This window comes from Lentzea sp. NPDC003310 (assembly GCF_040610935.1).
Lineage (GTDB): Bacteria > Actinomycetota > Actinomycetes > Mycobacteriales > Pseudonocardiaceae > Lentzea.
Genome location: NZ_JBEXNC010000008.1, coordinates 45780 through 66308, shown reverse-complemented (window position 1 = coordinate 66308; position 20529 = coordinate 45780). Strand labels below are relative to the sequence as shown.

Sequence of the window (20529 nt, the reverse complement as noted above, 5' to 3'; positions counted from 1 at the left end):
GGACTGAGAATTGACGTCCAAATCCCGGTAACACGCTGAGTCGTGAGCGCGAAGAAAGCGGTGCCGAGCAGGTGGGGAATCAAGGAGTTGATGGCGTGCGGGAGCCGTCCGAAGGTGTCGTTTCCGTTCGGGACGAAGAGTTCGCGGGGGAGGTGGGGGAGACAAATGCGCAGGTCGGGCAAATGATCGGCGAGCCCGGTGGTGCGGCGTCAAACGATGACGGTGTGGAGTCGGCGCCGGAGCCCGACCGCCTGGCGGAGCTGGTCGCGATCACCGGCGACCTCGCCGAGCAGGCCCGCGCCCACCACGTCCGCGCGGCGGCGCGCGAGAAGGTGATCGAGGACCTGCACGAGGAGGTGCAGCGCCTGCGCGCCGGCGAACGCGCGCTCGTGCTCAAGCCGGTCGTCGTGGACCTGCAGACGTTGCGCAACGACCTGGTGCACCAGGCCCGCACGGTCCCGGGCGAGATGTCGGCACGGCAGGTCGCCGACCTGCTGGAGTCCTTCGCCCTCAGCGTCGAGCAGGCGCTCGAACGCTGCGGCAGCACACCCGTGAGACCGGAGCCCGGCACACCGTTCGCCGCCCGCGACCACCGCGCGGTGAAGGTCGTCGCGGCGGAGCACCGGGACGAGGACTCGACGATCGCCGAGGTCGTCGCGGACGGCTACTACGACGCGAACCTCGACCGCGTCACCGCACCGGCGCGCGTGGTCGTGCGCCGGTGGACGGAGCCCGCAGCGGGCACGACGCGACAGGAGAAGGGTGAAGATGGTGTCTGACGACGGCTTCCGGGTGTACGGCATCGACCTGGGGACGACCTACTCGGCGATCGCCTACGTGGACGAGATCGGCAAGCCGGCCGTGTGCCGCAACACCGACGGCGTGGAGACCACGCCTTCCGTGGTGTTCTTCGAGAACGCCGACAACGTGGTCGTCGGGTCGGTGGCCAAGAACTCCGTGGTGACGCACGGGGACCGCGTCGTCTCGCTGATCAAGCGGCAGATGGGCACGAAGGCGACCTACGACTTCGACGGCAAGCCGTACACGCCCGAGTCGATCTCGTCGCTGATCCTGCGCCAGCTCGCGCAGGACGCGATCGACCTGCACGGCGAGCCCGCCAAGAAGGCGGTCATCACCGTGCCCGCCTACTTCGGCATGCTGGAGCGTGACGCCACCAGGACCGCGGGGGTCCTCGCGGGCCTCGACGTAATCGGCATCGTGCCCGAACCCGTGGCCGCGGCCCTGCACTACGAGGCCACCACGGGCGCGACCGACAAGACGATCCTCGTCTACGACCTCGGCGGCGGCACGTTCGACACCACCGTGATCTCGGTGTCGGACAACGAGATCGTCGTGCTGTGCACCGACGGCGACGACCACCTCGGCGGAGCCGACTGGGACGCGCGGCTGCACCGCCACCTGCTGGACGCGTTCCGCGAGCACGTGCCGCCGGACGTCGACCCGGAGGACGACGAGGAGTTCCTGCAGACGCTCGCCAAGACCGCCGAGGACACGAAGAAGCAGCTGTCCAGGGTGGAGTCGCGGCCGGTGCCGCTGCGCGGGGCCGGGGTGAGCGCGCGGGTCGAGATCACCCGCGCCGAGTTCGAGCGCCTCACCGAGGACCTGCTCGCCAAGACCGTCGACATCGTCCGCCGGACGCTCGCCACGCTGGAGCAGAAGGCACCCGGCAGCAAGATCGACGAGGTGCTGCTCGTCGGCGGCTCCACGCGGATGCCCGCGGTCGCCGCGCGGCTGCGCGAGGAGTTCGGCTGGGACCCCAAGGTGCACGACCCGGACCTCGCCGTGGCGAAGGGTGCCGCGCTCTACGCGCTCGGCCGCGTGGTGCACCGGGAGGCCGAGGAGAAGGGCGTCGACGCGGCGGTCGAGACGATCGCGACGAAGACCGGCCTCTCGACGCAGAAGCTGCGCACCATCGCCGCCAAGGAGACCCGCAACGTCCTGCCCAAGGCGTTCGGGGTGCGGCTCGTCGACACCGCCGACCCGGACTGGGAGCGCAAGCCCGTCCGCCACTACGTCGAGCACCTGGTGCACGCCAACGACTCCCTGCCCGCCACGGGCGAGCTGGGCGCCGCCACGATCTACGACGGGCAGAACGCCGTCGAGATCGCGCTCTACGAGCAGTCCGGTGCGGTCGCGGGCCGCGAGATGGACGAGAACAAGCACCTCAACGACGGCGCGGGCACCATCGAGGGCCTGCCGCCGCTGCCGGCCGGGTCGCCCGTCGAGATCACGATGCTGGTGGACAACGAGGGCATGCTCAAGGTCACGGCGACCGAGGTGTCCACCCGCAAGGAACTGGTGATCAAGGTCCGGGTGAGCGTGCTCAGCACGGAGGAGGTCGAGGAGGCGGCCAAGGTCGTCGCGGGCCTGACGGTGTCGAGCTGATGCCGCCGTTCGACCCCAAGGCCTACGAGGAGGCGGTCGTCAAGCCGCTCAAGCGGCGGGCCGCCGGTGCGCTGCCGGACGACCTGGTGAGCCGGTACGCCATCGACCTCGCGATGGCGGACCCGGACGTCGCCCGGCGGCTCACCGAGATCAGGTCGCACTGGAACAAGAGCGCGCAGGCGCAGAACAAGCCGTTGTCGGTGAAGAGCGTCTACAAGGCGTTCCTGCGCGCGGACGAGGCCCTGCAACGAGAACACGGCGGGAACCTCGGCCGCGCCGACTGGTGGCGGCAGTACGACCAGTCCCGGCAGGGCTCGCGCGCCGGCCAGATCGACGAGCTCGCGCAGACGCTGCGCACCGGCTTCGGCGACCTGGGGTTGGTGTCCAAGGGACAGCTGAAAGCCTTGCTGGACGCGGAGTTCACGTCGCTCGCGCCCGACGAGGTGGCCAAGGCGCTCGCGACGGCGTCGGTGAGCGAGGCGGACCCGGTCGGGCTGCCGCAGACCAGCGGCCTGCCCGACGTGCAGTACCGGGAGCTGGCCCGCGGCCTGCTCGACGCGGACCTGAACAGCGTGCCCGAGCTCCTGCACGGGCAGCTGACCTCGTTCACCGTGCTGCGCGCCTTCACCAGCGACCCCCCGCGCAACGCCGGGCTCACGGCGCGCGCGGTCACCGAGGCCGTCGACCGGGAGAACCGCCGGTCGGGCAACCAGGCGGCGCGCCAGGCCCTCAACATCCTGGCGAGCGCGGCGAAGAACCAGGTCGACCTGCGCGAGCTGGCGCTGTTCCACCTGCTGGAGGACGTGCGGTCCCACCACCGCAGCGGCGTGCCGACGGTCGCGCTCCTCAAGCGCCTCACCGGCAGGGGCCTCGCCCGCGACGACGCGCGGCAGGCGATCTTCAGCGTGCTCAACGAGTCCGCGCAGGCACCGATCACCGGCCTGGCGGCGGTGCAGGCGCTGCTGGAGGAGGGCCGGCTCGTCGCCGCGCAGCAGACGCTCAGCACGATCACCGGCTCCGACGACGCCACCGCCGCGCGCACGCTGGTCGACCAGCAGCTCGCCAGGGTGCGCCAGTGCCGGGAGGCCGCGCAGCAGGCGTTGCGCCGCGGTGACGAGGACGAGGCGCGCCAGCAGTACCGGCAGGCCGTGGCCCTCGCCTCCGACGACCCGGAGCTCACCTCCGAGCTCGGGCGCATCCCGCTGCCCCCGCCGCTCGAGCTCACCGCCCACCCGGACGGACTGGGCGTGCGGCTGTCGTGGCGGCGCGCGGTGAGCCACGACGACCGGACGCGCTACCGGGTCGTGCGCCGGGACGGCCGCGCGCCGGGCGATCCCGGCGACGGCGTGGTCGTGCACGACGAACCCGGGTCGGTCGCGCTGGACCGCGAGGCGGCGGCGGGACAGGTGGTCGGCTACGCGGTGTTCGCCGCGGGCGAGGGTGGTGGCGCGTGGTCGCGGCCCGCCACCGCGACGATCGAGGTGTTGCCGCCGGTGCACGACGTCGCACTGTCCGTCGAGGACGGTGTCGTGTCCGCGCGCTGGCAGGTGCACCCCGACGCGGTCTCGGTCGAGGTCACCTGTTCCGACGGCGGCACCGTCCGCATGACCGGCAAGGCCTCGTTCACGGACCGCCTGGAGAGCAAGCAGGAACGCACCTACACGCTCGTCGCCTGCTACCGGCGCGCCGGCGGTGCCGCGGCCCGTGCGTCCGCCGTGCAGGTGCGCGCGGCGAACCGGGGCGCCGCGATGCCGGTCACCGGGTTGCGGCTGGCCGTCGCTCCCGGCGACGGCTCGAAGGTCGCGGTGACGTGGCGGCTGCCGGACCCGGACGCCGAGGTCGTGCTGCGCCGCGCGGAGGAGCCGTGCCGCTGGGAGTTCGGCGCCACCGTGCCGCTGCCCGAGGTGACGGCGTACGGCTCGGACCTCCGCGGCACCCTCACCGCCGACGGCGACTGGCGCACGCTCACCGCCGAGGCGCCGACCGGCATGCACTGGTACGTGCCGTTCACGATCGGCCCCAACGGGGCGCTGCGCGGGCACGAGGCCTCGCTCGGCATCGCCCTGCCGGTCACCGATCTCCGCCACCAGCGGCTCGGCGACGAGCACGTCTTCTCCTGGGCGTGGCCGGAGGACGTCGGGACCGCCGAGGTCCGCTGGGAGTGCGGCGAGGAGAAGGGCAGGCTCCGCCTCACCCGGCAGCAGTACCGCGGCGCGGGCGGTGCCCGGCTGCGCTGCGGGAAGGGTGAGCTGAAGGTGCGGGTGCGCACCGTGGTCGCGGCCTCCGGCGGCGAGTGCGTCTCCGGGGACGCGGTGCTGACCGTGCGGTCGGCACCGCCGAAGCTGCGGTACTCCGTGCAGCTGGCCCGGCGGCCGTTGCTCGGCGGGGGCACCGTGCGGGTGCGGCTGGCCGCGGAGGAACCGGTGCCCGGCTGCACCGTTCTCGTGGTCGCCGCCGCCGGCGCCGTGATGCCGCGCGGCCCCGGTGACGGGGTGGTCGTGCTGCGCAGCCCCCAGCACGGGCTCGGGCGCGACGAGGTCGAGCTGACCGCCGAGCTGCCGAAGCTGCGCAAGCCCTACTGGATCAGGTGCTTCCTCGAGGAGGAGGGCGTCGCCCTGCTCGTCGACCCGCCGACCAAGCAACTGAAGGTGTCGTGATGTCGAAGGCTTCCTGTCCCTACTGCTACCACCGGATCGACCTCGCGAAGCTGCGGTTCCAGTGCACCGGCCGCGCGACGCCGGGCCGGGACCGGTGCAAGCGCGAGGTGGACGTCGACCGGCAGCGGCTCACCGGGTTCTCCGGCGCGGTCTACCCGACGTTCCCGCCGCGCGAGACCCGCAACCCGTTGCCGCAGCGGCTGCACGACTGCCCCGCGTGCGGCGGGTCGTCCGGCATCCGCGCCTGCCAGGTGTGCCACACGCCGCTGCCCGCCAACTTCGCGGACAGCCGGAGCCCGCTGATCGCCGTGGTGGGCGGGAAGAACTCGGGCAAGACCGTGTTCACGACCGTGCTCGTGCACGAGCTGCGGCACAACATCAGGCGCCGGTTCGCCGCCGACATCTCGTTCGCGGGCGACCGCCAGGGCGGGGACGTCTCGGTCGCCGGCTGGCTCGAGAACTACGAGTCCGCGCTGTTCGGCGAGAGCAAGCTGTTCGAGCAGACCCGTTCCGCCGCGGACGGCGTGAAGGTCCCGCTCGTGCTGCAGTGGCGGCAGGCGCGGCGCACCCTGGGGCGCGAGGTGCACAACACGAGCACGCTGTCGTTCTACGACGCGGCGGGCGAGGACATGACCTCGCAGGAGTTCGTCAACGCCCAGTCGTACCTGGCCGCGGCGGACGGGCTGATCGTGCTGCTGGACCCGTTCCAGCTCAACGGCGCCCGCGACCGCATCTCGGTGCCGGAGATCGCCAAGCGCGAGACCGAACCGCCCTACAACGTCCTCAGCCGGGTCACCGAGCTGCTGCGCACGAGCCACGGTCTCGGGACCAGGCGCAAGATCAAGATTCCGATCGCCGTGGTGTTCTCGAAGATCGACGCGTTCTTCAAGCTGCTCGGCGAGGGGCACCCGCTGCTGACCCGGCCGGACACCGGGCCGTTCTACGACGAGAGCAACGGCGAGGACACCGACGAGCACATGCGGTCGCTGCTCACCGAGCTCGACGCCGACGACATCGACGCCCACCTGCGCGCGCACTACAAGAAGTTCCGCTACTTCGGGGTGTCCTCGCTCGGCGCCGAGCCCGACTACGAGCAGGCGCGGGTGAGCGCGGGCGGCGTGCGCCCGTTCCGGGTGGACGAACCGCTGCTGTGGCTGCTGTCGCTCGACCGGATCATCGAGAGCAGGAAGACCGCATGAGCGCCGGGTTCTCCTCGCTCCTCTACACCGACTGCCTGCCGGGCCAGGGTCTGCGCGGCGGCGCGGGGTTCCAGTTCCAGGCCGTCTCCGAGGGCGTCGGGCACGAGGAGATGGCGCTGGTGCAGCGTTCCTCGCTGTACGAGGCCCCGGCGGCGTGGATGCGGGAACGCCGCCCGGCCGGGGAGTACCCGCCGTCGCTGACCCACAGCGTGGACGGGGTGTTCGCCACCGCGCGGGGGATCTACCTCGGTGCCGAGGTGAACGGCGCCCGTGAGGGCAACCAGTTCACGCACGCGGTCACCACGACGGACCCGGACGCGTACGGCGAGGTCCGGCCCGCGCAGCTCTGGGACGCGCCCTGGTGGATCGAGAAGCCCGCCGGCAGCACGCGCTGCGAGTCGCTCCCCGCCGTGCCCGAGCCCGGTCCGTGGGGGCGGGACGCGGTGCGGGAGTGGGTGCTGGGCAAGCCGGACGGCGAGGAGTGGCTGACGGCGGTGTTCTCCGCGCTGGACCGCCTCGGCGGGCCGGACGGCAAGCGGATCGCCTTCGTCGCCACGGACGCCGTGGACGTGCTGGGCTGGCTCGCGGCCGGCACGTTGCTGCTGCCGCAGCACAGGGCCCTGCGCGTCAGCTTCCGCGTGTTCGCGACCAACCCGCAGTACAGCAGGCACGACGTGATCGCGCTGCACCCCGACTGGGCCGGGTCGCACGCGGACGTGCGGCGCGGCGACGAGTTCGTCGTCTTCAACCTCGCGACGGGCGAGCACGCGGAGGTCGAACCGACCGAGGCCGCGCTGCACTGGGTGCCCCGGTTCCTGCGCGACGACCCGTACGACGTGGTCGACGCCGTCGAACTGGCCGCGGGCAGCGCGGCCACGAGAGGGGAGCCGGAGGTCGCGGGCGACCGCGTGGCCAGCTGCGTGGTGACGCTCGGCGAAGAGGTGCGGGACCCCGCCGCCGGTGCCGCGCTGGCACGGTGGCTCGCGGTGCAGCCGCTCGACTCGGTGGAGGACTACCGCGAGGAGCTCGTGCGGGCGGCGCTCGGGGCCGCGCGGGACGCGGACTCGTTGCGGCTGCTGGACGGCGCCGCGCACCGGCACGGCGTCGCACCGGCCCTCGCCGCCGAGATCCGGCAGGCGTTGTTCGCTGCCGAGGTCGCCGCGGTCCTCGCCGGCGCGGCGGAACCCGTGCCGCCACCGCACCAGGCCGTCCGGCCGACGCCGGGCATGACCGCCGACCTGGCCCGTGCCGCGGACCAGGTGCGGCCCGAGGCGATGAACTCCCTGCTGGTGCTCGCCGCCGAGTTCGGCGTGCGACCGGACGCGGCGGCGTTCCGCGACGGCGCGCACCGGTTCGTGCGGTGGTGGGCGGACCACCCGGCCGCCGCCGTCGACGTCCGCAGGTGGCCGAACTCCGAGCAGATGCTGCACCTGGTGCGCGACGAGCTCGGCACCCGGCCGGTGCGCGCCGACGTCGGTGCGGCGTGGTGGTCGTTGCTGTGGCAGACCATCGACGACCCGTCGGCACCGCTGGACGCCGCACTGGCGTCGGCGGCGGTCGCGCGGGGCAGCGCGCAGACGCGGTCGGCCGTGATCTCCCAGGTGCTGCAGCGGGCCGCCGACGACTTCACGGCGTGGCGGGCGTTGTTCGGGGTAGCGGCGCCGACGACCGACGAGGTGCTGCGGTTCCTCGAGAGCCGCCCCCGGACCTCCGAGGAGGTCGCCACCGCGGCCTTCGCCGCCCTGGGCGCTCTCGGACGGCCCGAGCTCGACGTGCTCGCCGTGCTCGCGGACCGCCACCACCTCCCGAGCCAGTCCTCCTGGCGCCGCCTCGTCCAGGACGACGCACTGCTGCGCCGGTGGCTCGACGACCCGGTCACGCGCACGGCCAACGACCTCGCCAAGGTCCAGGAGACCCCGCTCACCGCCCGCGCGGGCCAGGTCCTGCACGTCCTGCTGGAGAAGGCCCGCCCGCAGGACGCCGCGGTCGCCGTGCGCGGTGCCGGTCGGGCGATGATCGTGCTGCTGAGCCGGGAGCTGCCGAACCGCTGGACGCCCTGGAACGCCCTCGCTCCGCGCGCGGTGGCCCTGACGTACCTCACCGCGATGTCGTCGCACTGCCCCGAGCGCCAGCTGGAGGAGCTCGAGGACAAGCTCGCCCGGTTCGCCGCGTCGACGACCGCGGAGCGGTTGGCCGAGGTGAGCGCGGTGGCGGGGCTGATGAGCGCCAGCGAGGCCAAGGAGTGGACCGCGTTCGCCTCCGCCGCGCGCAAGCAGCAGGCGGAGGCCCGCAAGCGGACCCCGAAACCGGTGTCGCGCAAGAAGACGCCCGCCTCGCGCGGCGGGCTGTGGCCCTTCGGCCGCAAGGGAGAGGAGTGAGCCGTGGGCTACCTCGTCGTGATCATGGCAGTCCTGGTGGGAGCCGGGCTCGCGCTGTGGGCCCTCGCCTGGGTGTCGGTGTTCCTGCTGCTGCCGCTGTTGTACGTCGTGATGCCGTTCGCGTTCGCCGGCGGTGTGCTCGCCGTGTGCTACCTGTTCGGCGCGGCGGTGCTGGCGCTGGGATCGTCCGCGCCGAAGCTCGTCACCCCGGACGACGTGGTGGCGGGCAGGGAGCTGCCCGAGGTGAAGGGGCCGTTCACCAGGGACCGCGCGTGGCCGGTGTACACCACCGCGCAGAGCCGGCACGACCTGTCGACCGCGTTCGAGGCCATGGGGTCGCTGCTGAACACCGTCTGGACCTACGTCACCGGGCGCACCAAGGCGGTCGGGCACTGGTGGGTGTGGATCCCGGTGATCGGGGTCGTGTTCCCGGTCCTGATCTCCTTCAGCGCCGGCGCGATCGTCGCGGCGGTGGTGCTGTACGCGTTGAGCTGGCTCGTGCTGGGTCTCACGCACGTGGTGTGGGGTCTGGTCTCGCTTTCGTTGCGGGGGCTGGACTCCGCGGTGCGCAAGCTGCGCAGGGCCACCGGCAGCTGCCCGGTCTGCTACCACGTGACGACGCTGCCGGCGTTCCCGTGCGACGGGTGCGGTGAGGTCCACCGGGACCTGCGGCCGGGTCGCCTGGGCGGCGTGTGGCGCCGGTGCGGGTGCGGGAAGTCGTTGCCCACCACGGTCCTGCGCGCCGCGCACCGGGTGGCGCCGCAATGTCCGCGCTGTGCCACGAAGCTGCGCGAGGGCGGTGCGGTCACGACCGACATCCGCCTGCCCGTCTTCGGTCCCGTGTCCGCGGGCAAGACCCGGCTCGTCTACGCGGGACTGGTGGCGTTGCGGGACGACCTCACGTCGGCCGGGGGCGAGCTCGCGTTCGTCGACGACGACAGCGGCGCGGTGTTCGCCAACGCCTCCGCGATCATCTCGTCCGGCCAGAACACGGCGAAGACGGAGGCGGCCTCGTTGCCGCACGCGCTCACCGCCCGGCTCACCAGGGGCCGCAGGCGAGCGCTGCTGCACCTGTTCGACGCCGCGGGCGAGTTCTACGCGGACCGCGAGGACAACAGCGACCTGGAGTTCCTGGACCACGCCCACGGGCTGGTGTTCGTGGTGGACCCGTTCTCCGTGCCGTGGGTGCGCGACCAGCTCGGGTCGCAGAGCGCCGCCCAGGTCGCGCGCGCCAACCCGGCGACCGCGCACCCCGACGGCGTCTACCAGGTGACCGCCCGGCGGCTGCGCGACTACGGCGTCGACACGCGCCGCCGCAGCCTCGCGATGACGGTGGTGAAGGCCGACCTGCTGGCCGGGCTGTCACCGGGTGACGGGCTGCGGCGGGGCAGCGTCCGCGACTGGCTCTGCGAGGCGGGGCTCGACAACCTCGTGCTCTCCGCCGAACGGGACTTCGGCGAGGTGCGCTACTTCGTCGCCGCGTCGGTGCCGGGGCACGCCGCGGGAGAGGGAATGCGGCCGTCGGCGCCGTTCGAGTGGCTGATCGGCAAGAGCGGCGCGGGCGACCTGCTGCCCGCCACGCGCGCGGAGGAGGAGAAGGTATGAGCCACGACCCGCCGCTCGCGTACCGCGTGCACCGGATCGCGCTGGTCGTGCTGTACGCCGTGGTGGCCCTGCTGTTCGGGCTGGGCCTGTGGCTCGTGTACGAGCCGGTCTGGGCGCAGATCCTCGACATGATCAGCGGCACGCGGCAGCAGTGGACCTCGTCGTGATCCTCGGCATCGACCTCGGCACGACCTGCACGGTGACGGCGGGCATCGGCGACGACGGCCGCCCGGTCGTGCTGCCCAACTCGCTCGGCGAGACCTCGACACCGTCGGTCGTGCACTTCGAGTCGGCGGACAGCGTGCTGGTCGGCAGCACCGCCCGCACCGCGGCCGCGGTCGACCCCGACAACACGGTGGCGTTGATCAAACGGCGCATGGGCACCGAGTTCGACCTGTTCTTCCACGGGGTGCGGCACACGCCGGAGTCGATCTCCGCGCTGATCCTGCGCGCGGTGGCAGGCGACGTGCCCGGGGTGCGCGCGGTGGTCACCGTGCCCGCCTACTTCGGCATCCGCGAACGGGAGGCCACGTTCCAGGCGGCCGCGCTGGCGGGCATCGAGGTGCTCGAGCTGCTCAGCGAACCCGTCGCGGCGGCCCTGCACCACCGCACCGCGTTCCCGGACGCCCCGGACACCACGCTCGTGTACGACCTGGGCGGCGGCACGTTCGACACGACGGTGCTGCGGGGTGCCGAGGTGGTGGCGGTGGACGGGGACAGCCACCTGGGCGGCGCCGACTGGGACGCGCGGCTCGCGAGCCACCTGCTCGAGAGCTTCGCCGCCGCGGTGCCCGAGGTCGACCCGCACGAGGACGAGGTGTTCCTGAGCGAGGTCGTCGTGCTGGCGGAGAAGGTGAAGCGCGAACTGAGCCGCGTCTCGTCCAGGACGGTCGCGTTGCGCTGCGGTGGTGCGAGCGCGGCGGTCGAGGTCACGCGCGCCGACGTCGAGGCCATGGGCGCCGACCTGGTGGACCGGACGCTCGAGATCACCCGCCGCGTGCTGGACAGCGCGGCGGCCAGGGGAGTGCCGCGGGCCGGGTCCGTCGTGCTGGTGGGCGGCGCGTCGCGGATGCCGGGCGTCGCCCGGGCCCTGCGCGCCGAGCTGGGCGTCGAGCCGCGCCTGGTCGAGCCGGACCTGGCCGTCGCGTACGGCGCGGCGATCCGCGCGCACCAGCTCGCGAGCCCGGAGCGGCTGCGCCGGGCCGGCGGGCGGATGGCGGTGGTGGCGGACCAGCCGACGCGGTCGGTGGTGCCGCGCAGCTTCGGCGTGCTGGTCGACGACAGCCACGACCCGTCCGGGGAGGGCAGGCTCGTCGTGCACGTGGTGCACCGGAACGACCCGCTGCCCGCGACGGCGACCACCCGGTTCGCCACGATCGTCAACGACCAGGACCGCGTGCGCGTGCAGATCTGCGAACAGGCGGGCGACGTGCCGTCGAGCGAGCCGGCGCACAACCGGCGGGTGCTCGACGGCGAGCTGAGCGGCCTGCCGCCGTTGCCGGCGGGCTCGCTCGTGGAGGTGACGCTCGGCGTGAGCGCGGACGGCCTGCTGTCGGTCACGGCCCGCGAGCCGCGCAGCGGCAGATCCCTGACCCTGGAGTCCTATGTGGATGGTGTGGTGGACGGGGGAGCGCACGCCGAGCTGGCGCGGTCGCTCGCCGGACTGAGGGTGGCCCAGTGAGCTCGTGGATCCGCCGGGACTTCGACGGCATCGGCCTCACGCAGGCCCCGCCCGGCCCGCACCTCGCGGCGGTGCAGGCGCGGTACGGCGGCACCGTGCTGCTGTGCATCGACGTGAGCTGGTCGATGGAGGGGAAACCTTTGCGCGAGGCCATTTCCGGCGGCGTCGCGTTCCTCGAGGAGGCCGACCGCGCGCACTACGACTGCGGCCTGATCCTCTGGAGCCGCCGCGTCGAACGGTCACTGCCCCCGAGCACACCGCTGCGCAAGGTCATCGGCAGCCTGCGCGACGCGAAACTGGGCGGCGGCACTGACGTCGTGCCCGCCCTGAAGCGCTGCAAGGAGATCTACGAGCAGATGCGGGGCGACCGGGTCGTCTGCATCTTTAGCGACGGGGAGATCCCGCGGATCGGCGCGGCCGAGCGGCTCGCCCGCGAACTGTGCGAGATGGGCGTCCGCATCGTCGTGCGCGGCCTGGGGCCGAAGGCGGCGCGCACGCTCGGCCGCCTGACCTGTCCCGGCGGCGACGACGACACCGGCCAGGTCATCGTGGACGTCGCCGACCTGCGGGCGGGGATCGCGTCGATGGCGGGCGGGCTCACGAAGAACCGCCGCACGAAGGGGAAGTGACGACCTTTGTACCCGCTTCCCCTGCCTCCACCCAGACCCGCGGCGGTGTGGGTCTGCCCGGTGGCCGAGTGCGGCTACGAGGAGCCCGGGCTCCCGGAGCGCGCCTACGGCGACGGCGTGTGCGAGAAGGCGCCCGAGCACGGCGAGCTGCGCCGGAAGCGGTGGTGAGCCGTGGACAAGATCGTCGGTGAGCTCCTCGGCCCGTTCGCGAGCAGGCTCGCCACCTCGGCCGCGGTGTCCACGCTGACCTACTGGCTGGTGGGCGTGGTGCTGTTCTTCTGGCTGCACCCCCAGCCGCTGCCGGGCTGCCCGTCCGGCGGCAAGGACCTCTGCGGCGCGCTGACCGGCGGCTGGGCGCGCGCGGTGCCGCTGATCGCGTGCGTGGTCGTCGCGATGGTCGTCTCCCACTGCCTCTGGTTCGGCGAGGCGATGGCGGTGACGTCGTTGCTCACCGGCACGCACTGGCCGCGTCCGGCGAGGTTCGCCGGCGCGTGGCTCGAGAGCAAGCGCCGCAAGCGCATCAAGCGGCGGGCGCTGGAGACCCCGCCGGTGCGCCGGGCGCAGGCCGAGCTGCACCGGTTCCCGCACAACGGGCGCCTGCGCGGGCGGGAGGTCCCGCCCCAGGAGGACCTGCCCCTCGAACCGACGAGGCTCGGCAACGTGTTCGCGGCGGCCGCCGAGCACGTGCGCGACGAGCGCGGCCTGGAGCTGCAGAGCTGCTGGCCGCACCTGAAGTCCGTCGCGACCTCGACCGAGATGACGAACCTGGAGTTCGCCTCCCGGGTCCTGCTCACCCGCGCGCAGGCGCTGATGTGGTTGCTGGCCTCGCTCGGCTGGTTGCCGCTGCTGCCGGGCACACCGCCGAAGCTGGCGTTCGCCGCGCTGGCGCTGGCTCTCGCGCGCGTGTTCTACGGACGCATGTGCCAGGCCGCCGCGCACTACTGCGACAGCCTGGAGACGGTGGTGCACACGCACGAGGCCGTGCTGCTCAAGCGCGCGGGCCGCAGCGCTTCCCTTCCCTCGCAACGTTCTCTGCGGCTGCGCCGCCCCGGTGGCGCCACGGCGTGACGGTCAGTCCCGCAGCCGGTGACGCGTGATCCAGTCGCGGGACCGGCTCACGTCCGGCTCGGTCAGCCCGTCGATCCGCAGGTCGAACCGGACCTGCGCGGAGGAGTCCGGATCGGACGCGTGCACGGACAGCTCCCCGGTCGCCGACATCGCGAACCAGACGAGGATGACGGCGCCCTTGGGCTTCGGTGGCATGTCCCGCAGAAAACCCTTGCCCACCACCCTGTTCGTGGACAGGTCCATCGAGTCCTCGCCGGGGTTCTGCTCCCACACCTCGATCTCCGCCATCCTCGCCTTGGCGAACACGACGGCGAACTGGTAGGTGTCGCTCTTGGCGGGCAGCGTCTCGCCGGCGATCAGCAGGTGCTGCACGATGAACCGCGCCTTGCGCACGTCGACCTCGACCATCGGGTCGCTCGGGTCCAGGGCCTTGACCCCGACGCTGCGCGGCACCACGGCCGCGGTCGTGGCCGCCTTGTCGGCGCTGATGCCCGCGGCACGCCGTTCCTCGCGGATCCGGACCTGGCGCTGCGCCGCGAAGATCGCCGCTCCCTTCGCCACGGCCAGGTGCGGCTCGTGCGAACGGGGGTCCAGGCCGAGCTCGGCGCGCAACGCCGCGGCGATCGCCGGGGACTTCGTCATGCCGCCGACGAGCAGGACGTCGTCGAACTCCCGCACGCCCTTGCGCGCGGCCTCCTCGACGGTCCGGCGGGTGAGGTCCACGACCCGGCCGACCAGGTCGGCGGTGAGCTCGTCCAGGGTCGCCCTGGTGAGCTCGACGCGGGCCACGGCGCCGCGGAAGCGGAGCTCGGTGTGGCGGGTCTGCGCGCTGCTGAGCTCCTTCTTGAGCAGTTCGGCGCGCTGGACGACGTCGTTCATGAACACGTCGTCCGCGGTCGGGTCGGTGCGCGGGTGCTGCCGGACGAACTCGTCGACCAGGTGGTCGCGCACCCGCGCGTCCCAGTCCGCCCCGCCCAGGGCGCCGTCGCCGCCGGTGCACACCACCTGCACCAGGTCGCCCTCGAAGCGGATCACCGTCGTGTCGCACGTGCCTCCGCCGAGATCGCACACCAGCACGTGCCGCACACCGGCGTCCGCCCGGCCGAGGCCGTAGTGCAGCGCCGCCGCGACCGGCTCGACGATCACGTCGCGCACGGTGAGACCGGCGATCTCGCCGGCCGCCCTGGTGGCCTCCCGCTCCGCGATCCCGAAGTGCGCGGGGACCGTGATCACGACGTCCTCGACGGCGACCCCGGTGGCGCGCCGCCCGCACTCGGCGAGGTACCGCAGCACCAGCGCGGAGATCTCCACGGGCGAGTAGCTGTGGCCGTGGTGCGGGTAGCGGACTCCTGGCGATCCCATGTGCCGCTTGACGAGTTCGCAGTAGTTGCGCGGTTCGAGCACCGCCGAGTTCTTCGCCGCGCCACCGATCATCACCTCGAGAGGTGCCTCGAAGTAGACGGCCGTCGGCGTGATCTCCTCGTCGACTGCGTTGCGCACGACCACGGGCTTGCCGCTGTGGTCGAGGTGGGCGAGCACCGAGTGCGTCGTGCCGAGGTCGATGCCGAACGCCTTGGTGTTCATCTCAACGTCCCTGGTAGGTGAAGGCGGCCCAGTTCCCGGCCTCGTCCAGGCGGCAGCGCCGCGCGATCCGCGCGAGCCGCGCCGGGACGCTCGGCGGCACCCGCCGGCGCGGGTCGAGCATCCACAGCTGCGTGGCGCGCAGTGCCACGGCCGGGTCCTCGTAGCCGCGGGTCAGGTAGTGGTGGAACATGATCACGAACAACGTGGTCGTCACGTCCACGATCGGCCAGCGCGCGCCGACCACACCGGTGGCACCGGCGGCGAGGAACGCGGTCGCGAGCGTGAGCGCCTCGTCGTGCGCCGAGTCCGTGAGGTCGCTCGCGCACGAGGCGAGCACGACCAGCCCGCCCTCGGCGTCCGGGGGACGGCCGGCGGCCTGCCGCAGCACGTCCCGCACCGGCAGCACCTCCCCGTCGTCGAGCACGAGGTGGGAGTCCACGGCCGGCGTCGCGTGGCAGGCGTGGCACGTGAGGTGCAGCACCGACGCGCCCGGCCGCAGCTCGCTCGGCAGGTGCCCCAGCACGTCGGCGGCCCGGACGCCGTCCTCGACGCAGGTCGCGTCCGGGTAGGCGTGGTCGCGCACGGTCGCCGTCTCGGCGGCCGCCCAGTCGAGCTCGCTGTCCCGCACCCGCACGAGAGCGGGCGCCGACTCGACCGGCCTGCGCTCGCGGCGGGCGGCGTCGACGAACTGCCGGGCCGAGGCGGCGTAGGTGACGACCGCGTCCTGGCACGCGTACCGGGTCGTGCCGCCGACCTCGCGCCGCGCCGCGTGCCACGGCACCGCGCCGAGCTCCCCGACCGGCACGAGCACGAGCCGCTGCAGTCCCCGGAACTCCTCGAGCAACGGCCCCATCACCGCGGTCCAGGACCACCCGCACGTCAGGGCGACCGCGTCCCGCCACCGCTGCTCGTCCTCGGCCGACGGGTCGACGAGGAGGCGCCGGGCGGCCTCGAACTCCTCGACCGGACCGGACCGCAGGTGCGGCAGGGCGAGCAGCCGCACCTCGGCGCCCTCCTCGACCACCAGCGCGAAGCCGTTCTGCCCCGACTCGGGTGGCAGCAGGTACACGAGCGCCCGGCTGCCGGTCCGCCGCAGCGCGGTGTGGACGTCCTCGATCGCGGGCGGCCGCAGCAGCGCCGACTCGGACCTGGTGCCCTCCAACGCGACGAGCACCTGGGACCGCAGGTCCGACGGGACGAGCCCGGGGTTCTCGACGCCGTTCTCCGCGAGCCAGCGCTCGGCGAGGCCCGCTTCGCCCGCCGAGCGCAGCAGGTCCGGGATGGACGGTTCGACGCCGACCGAGTGCAGCACCAGTGACCGGCCGAGCTCCAGCGCCTGCACGGCGGCGTCGTACCGCCGCGCGCCGACGCACCACCGCACGACCTTCGCCGCCTCCCCGGCCGCGGTCTCCGCGGTGGCCAGCGCGTGGTCCGCCTTGGACTGCAGCAGCACCTCGTTCGCGCGGCCCCTCATCGCGAGGAGCCCGTGCTCGGCCGCGCGCCCGAGGTCCGCCGAGTCGTGCCTGCGGTTGCCCCGCAGGTGCAGCGCCTCGCCCAGGAAGTAGTGGACGCTCGACGCGTCCGAGAGGTCGACCTCGTCGAGGAGCGGTGCGGCCTGCTCCATCTCCGCGATGGCGGCGTCGAGGTCCGCCGTCCTGGCCGACCGCGCGTACCGGAACATGATCGACAGGGCGGTGACCATCAGCACCCGCACCCGCTCGCTCGGGTTCGGCACCGGTTGCCCGCGCAGGAGCTCGACCCCGCGGTCGAGCATCGCCAGGTCGCCGCTCGCGTACCCGTTGTGCACGAGGGTCATCGCCTCGATCAGGTCGCCGTTGCGGTCGGCCCAGAACCCGGTCGCCGGGGTGGGCGGGGGCACCCAGGCGGGCACCTGCCTGCCGTAGGACTGGGACACCAGCCGCATGTACTCGAGGGTGCCGACCAGTTCGTCCACGTCGAAGTCGGCGAACCGCTTCTCGTGCTCGTCCAGCCCGCGGACCATCTCGATGATCTCGTCCAGCTTCTCGCCCGTCGGGGTGCCGTGCCGCATCGCCGACAGCGCGACGGTCAGCTCGCTGAGCTTCGTGCCGGCCTGGGAGGTGTCGTCCCGCCGTTGCGCGGCGAGCAGCCGGCGGGCCGAGTCGAGGTCCTCCAGGCTGCGTCCGCTGATCGCCCGCTGCGAGAGCGCCATCGCGATGAACGACTCGGCCAGCGGGTACACCCGGTGGGTCCGCGGCAGGACGCGGGTGGCCTCCTCCAGGCGCGCCATGCCGGAGTTGAGCGACTCGGGTCTCTCGCTCAGCACTCCTTCGAGCACGTCGACCATGCCACCGACGAGCAGCAGCGCGCTCTCGTCCGCGGCACCGGGACCCTCCGCCGCGACGAACGCGCGCAGCTGCGCCATGCCCGACGGGTCTCCGGACTCGCCGACCCGGTAGGCCAGCGCCATGACGGACCTGGTGAAGATCTCGGCGCGGGCCGGGTCGGACGCCGGCAGCCGGCGCAGCACGGCGCGCACCTCCTCCAGTTCGTCCGCGAGCTGGTCCGGCGACGCGGCGGACCTGTCGTTGGTGGCGGACAGCAGCGTGGCCGCGTCGCGCAGGAGCGGAGCGAGAGGCATGTCGTCCCGCACCAACGACCGGACTTCCCGCGCCGCCGCGCGCACGGCGTCGGTGTCCTCGCGCGAGTTGCCGCCCTGTGCCTTGCGGTCCAGGAGGCCGGCGAGCAGCGTGGCGAGCAACGCCTGCCCGAACTCGTCCTCCGCGACGCCGGTCTCCTCGCGCAGCCGCGCGATCGCCTCGTCGAGCACCGCGGGCTGGTCCTTGGCGAACAACGCCGGGATCGTCTCGAACAGCAGGGCGGTCGCCCTGATCCCGTTGTCCGCCTTCGCCTTCTCGGACAGGTGGGACAGGTGCCGGTTGACCTCCGCGATCGACGCCGCGATCGAGGCCGCCGTCGGGGCGTCGCCGACGAACTCGGCCACCACCGCGTCGTCGAGCCGCACCGGGTACCGCCGGCGCTCTGGCCCGAGCGTCTTCGCGCAGCCCAGCTGGACGAGCATGATCCTGGCGAGGTCGTGCGCGGGCTCGGGGTACCCCGGCGTCTCGAGCAGGTCGGTGAACTCGGCGTGCGCGGTGTCGTGGTCCTCGTCCGGCCCGGAGTGCAGCGTGAACCGCAGCGCGAGCGCGACCGCGTGGTGGTGGCGCAGTTCGACGTCGTCGACGTGGGCGAGTGCCAGCGCCAGCTCGCCGACCGCCTCGTCGAGCACCTCGGTGGGGCAGCCGGGCTCGGCGAGCGCGTCCATCGTCAGCTGCGGGCCGAGCAGCACCGCCACCGGCACCCGCAGCGGGTGGTCGTCCCCGGTCTCCCGGCGCAGCGCGCGCAGCTCGGCGACCAGGGACCGCGTGTCCTCGGTGGGCTCGACGCCGTGCCGCTGCCGTGCCGCCGCGTGGGCGGCTTCGAGCCGGGCGGTCAGCTCGTCGTCGTTCAGGGCGTTCTCCTCGGTGCGCTTGCTCTGCGCACGACGGTAGCCGCGCGGCCGCTCCCGTTGCGTGGCAACAAGTTGTCTTCGGCAGGGACCTGTCATCGCGACGCCGTGGTGGCGGCGGGGGAGTTCCCGATGATGGTCCGGTGACCATGGATCAGGAACTGGTGCGGGACGTGGCCGAGAAGGTCCGGTGGATCCTCGGCGGCAAGCGGACGCCCGTCACGTGGCAGCGCTTCTCCGACGCGCTGACGGCGGCGCGCGCGGCCCACGAGGCGCAGGACGACGCCGCGCTGGAGCAGGTGCTGTACGAGCTGGAGCTGCTGTCCCGCCGGGTGGGGGAGAAGCTCGGCCAGGAGAGCGCGCGGGAGCCGGAGCCAAAGGTCCGCGACCGCGCGAACGAACTGGTGCACACGTTGCTGCCCGACGAGCCGGAGGACGCGTGATCGCGCCCGCCCTGCTGGCCTACTTCCTCGTGCCGCTGGAGGGTCCGCACGCCGCGCGGGGACGCGACTGGCTGACCGGGGCCTGGCGCGTGCTCGGCGAGGAGCTCGGCTTCACCGACCCCGTGCCGGGCCTGGGGGTCGGCACGGAACCGGCGGGCGGCACGGAGCTGCTCGCCGCCCGGCAGCGCCCCGGTGAGGAGGTGTGGCAGGCGTCGGTGCGGCTGGAGCACGACGTGCACTGCCTCACCGTCATGATGGCGCCCGCCCGCGACCGCGACTGCGGTGCGGCGTGGGCCGAGCTGGAGACGGCTCTGGACCGGCTGGGGCACCCGGTGCTCGGGGAGGTCCGGGTGCTGCTCGCGCTGAGCGACGAGGACGACCCCGAGGACTCGGTGCGGGCGGCGGTGCCCGGCGCGGGCGGGGTCGGGTGGTCGCGCCGGCCCGACCGGATCACCGTGCCCGGCGGGGAGGTCCGGGTGTGGGAGACCGGGCCGGGCAGTGACGACCGTGCCGTGCGGCGGCTGGTCGCCGTGGCACCGTCCGGGCTGGAACGGCCCCTGGACCGGCTGGTGTGGACCTCCGGCGACGGTGAGCTCACGCCGTTGGCCAGGCACCTGGTGCACGCGGCCAAACTCCGTTACCAGGTGAGGGTTTTCCTTCGTGACCGTGCCATCGCACGGGAGCGGGACGAGCCTCACGTCATCGCGCCGGCGTTGCGCAGGATGCGGCGCGGCACCGGGATCGTCGTGGAGAACCTGCGCAAGGCGGTGGCGGGCGACCTGCTGACGGACGGGGGTCCGGTGGCGGACGACCTGGCGCTCGGCACGTGGTTCCTGACGCGGCTCGACGACGAGCTGGACGCGGTCGAGGCGCCCCGGGCCGTGCGGTCCGCGCCCGTGCGGCGGAGCGGCCCGAAGGTGTTCGTCAGCTACATCCACGACTCCGAGCGGCACAAGCAGGACGTGCGGGCGTTCGCGGACCTGCTGCGCGGCGAGGGGATCGACGTCCAGCTCGACCAGTACTACCCGGACGTGCGGCGGGACTGGTACGAGTGGATGCTCAACCGGGTGCCGAGCGCCGACTACGTGGTCGTGGTGGCCTCGCCGATGTGCCGCCTCATCGGCGACGCCGCGGGGGATCCGGACGGCAACTTCGGCGGACGGTCCGAGATGGGGCTGCTGCGCGAGCTGATGCACTCCCGGCGGCGGTGGTGGACGCGGCGGATGCTCCCCGTGGTGCTGCCCGGCGGGTCGGTCGACGACATCCCGCTCTTCCTGCAGCCCTACACGATGGACCACTACCTGGTGCCGTCGCTGAGCGTCGCGGGCGTCCAGCCGGTGTTGCGCGTCGTGCGCGCTGCGGGGGAGCGCGACCTGCGGGAACATCCGTGAG

Annotated in this window: 15 protein-coding genes; 13 read left to right on the top strand and 2 right to left on the bottom strand. The window is 73.3% G+C overall.

Translation table 11 applies throughout. The features are described from left to right. Nucleotides 1-224 precede the first annotated feature (224 nt). The 11 genes from grpE to ABZX02_RS17365 are packed head-to-tail and all read left to right on the top strand — an operon-like array spanning nucleotide 225 to nucleotide 13623. Nucleotides 225-779 (top strand): nucleotide exchange factor GrpE, encoded by a 555-nt coding sequence (gene grpE, locus ABZX02_RS17415; protein ID WP_355299249.1) that lies wholly within the window; start codon nucleotides 225-227, stop codon nucleotides 777-779. Then, nucleotides 769-2406: an Hsp70 family protein gene (locus tag ABZX02_RS17410; RefSeq protein WP_355299848.1), complete on the top strand. Its 1638-nt coding sequence runs from the start codon at nucleotides 769-771 to the stop codon at nucleotides 2404-2406. The genes grpE and ABZX02_RS17410 overlap by 11 nt, the downstream gene beginning before the upstream one ends. Then, nucleotides 2406-5063 (top strand): hypothetical protein, encoded by a 2658-nt coding sequence (locus ABZX02_RS17405; protein ID WP_355299247.1) that lies wholly within the window; start codon nucleotides 2406-2408, stop codon nucleotides 5061-5063. The genes ABZX02_RS17410 and ABZX02_RS17405 overlap by 1 nt, the downstream gene beginning before the upstream one ends. Then, nucleotides 5063-6262 (top strand): zinc ribbon domain-containing protein, encoded by a 1200-nt coding sequence (locus ABZX02_RS17400; RefSeq protein WP_355299245.1) that lies wholly within the window; start codon nucleotides 5063-5065, stop codon nucleotides 6260-6262. The genes ABZX02_RS17405 and ABZX02_RS17400 overlap by 1 nt, the downstream gene beginning before the upstream one ends. Then, nucleotides 6259-8640 (top strand): GTPase-associated protein 1-related protein, encoded by a 2382-nt coding sequence (locus tag ABZX02_RS17395; protein WP_355299243.1) that lies wholly within the window; start codon nucleotides 6259-6261, stop codon nucleotides 8638-8640. Before ABZX02_RS17400 ends, ABZX02_RS17395 begins: the two co-directional genes overlap by 4 nt. A gap of 3 nt (nucleotides 8641-8643) precedes the next feature. Next, a complete protein-coding gene (locus ABZX02_RS17390) occupies nucleotides 8644-10245 on the top strand; it encodes a hypothetical protein (protein ID WP_355299241.1) in 1602 nt (533 codons plus the stop codon). Then, on the top strand, nucleotides 10242-10412 hold the full coding sequence (locus ABZX02_RS17385) for a hypothetical protein (RefSeq protein WP_355299239.1): 171 nt from the start codon (nucleotides 10242-10244) through the stop codon (nucleotides 10410-10412). The genes ABZX02_RS17390 and ABZX02_RS17385 overlap by 4 nt, the downstream gene beginning before the upstream one ends. After that, a complete protein-coding gene (locus ABZX02_RS17380) occupies nucleotides 10397-11926 on the top strand; it encodes an Hsp70 family protein (protein WP_355299238.1) in 1530 nt (509 codons plus the stop codon). The genes ABZX02_RS17385 and ABZX02_RS17380 overlap by 16 nt, the downstream gene beginning before the upstream one ends. Further along, nucleotides 11923-12555 (top strand): vWA domain-containing protein, encoded by a 633-nt coding sequence (locus tag ABZX02_RS17375; protein ID WP_355299236.1) that lies wholly within the window; start codon nucleotides 11923-11925, stop codon nucleotides 12553-12555. The genes ABZX02_RS17380 and ABZX02_RS17375 overlap by 4 nt, the downstream gene beginning before the upstream one ends. Nucleotides 12556-12600: 45 nt before the next feature. Then, nucleotides 12601-12723, top strand: coding sequence for a hypothetical protein (locus ABZX02_RS17370; RefSeq protein WP_355299234.1), 123 nt, complete (start codon nucleotides 12601-12603; stop codon nucleotides 12721-12723). A gap of 3 nt (nucleotides 12724-12726) precedes the next feature. Beyond that, nucleotides 12727-13623 (top strand): hypothetical protein, encoded by an 897-nt coding sequence (locus ABZX02_RS17365; protein ID WP_355299232.1) that lies wholly within the window; start codon nucleotides 12727-12729, stop codon nucleotides 13621-13623. 3 nt (nucleotides 13624-13626) lie between these two features. Here the strand turns inward: ABZX02_RS17365 and ABZX02_RS17360 are convergent, their stop codons facing one another. Then, complete coding sequence (locus ABZX02_RS17360) at nucleotides 13627-15207, bottom strand: Hsp70 family protein (RefSeq protein ID WP_355299230.1); 1581 nt, start codon at nucleotides 15205-15207, stop codon at nucleotides 13627-13629. Between the two features lies 1 nt (nucleotide 15208). Continuing rightward, nucleotides 15209-18793 (bottom strand): CHAT domain-containing protein, encoded by a 3585-nt coding sequence (locus ABZX02_RS17355; protein ID WP_355299229.1) that lies wholly within the window; start codon nucleotides 18791-18793, stop codon nucleotides 15209-15211. Nucleotides 18794-18843: 50 nt separating this feature from the next. Here ABZX02_RS17355 and ABZX02_RS17350 point away from each other — a divergent pair, with 50 nt between their 5' ends. Together ABZX02_RS17350 and ABZX02_RS17345 are read left to right on the top strand one after the other, a co-directional pair. Then, complete coding sequence (locus ABZX02_RS17350) at nucleotides 18844-19137, top strand: CATRA system-associated protein (protein ID WP_355299846.1); 294 nt, start codon at nucleotides 18844-18846, stop codon at nucleotides 19135-19137. After that, complete coding sequence (locus ABZX02_RS17345) at nucleotides 19134-20528, top strand: CATRA conflict system CASPASE/TPR repeat-associated protein (protein WP_355299227.1); 1395 nt, start codon at nucleotides 19134-19136, stop codon at nucleotides 20526-20528. Before ABZX02_RS17350 ends, ABZX02_RS17345 begins: the two co-directional genes overlap by 4 nt. Nucleotide 20529 lies beyond the last annotated feature (1 nt).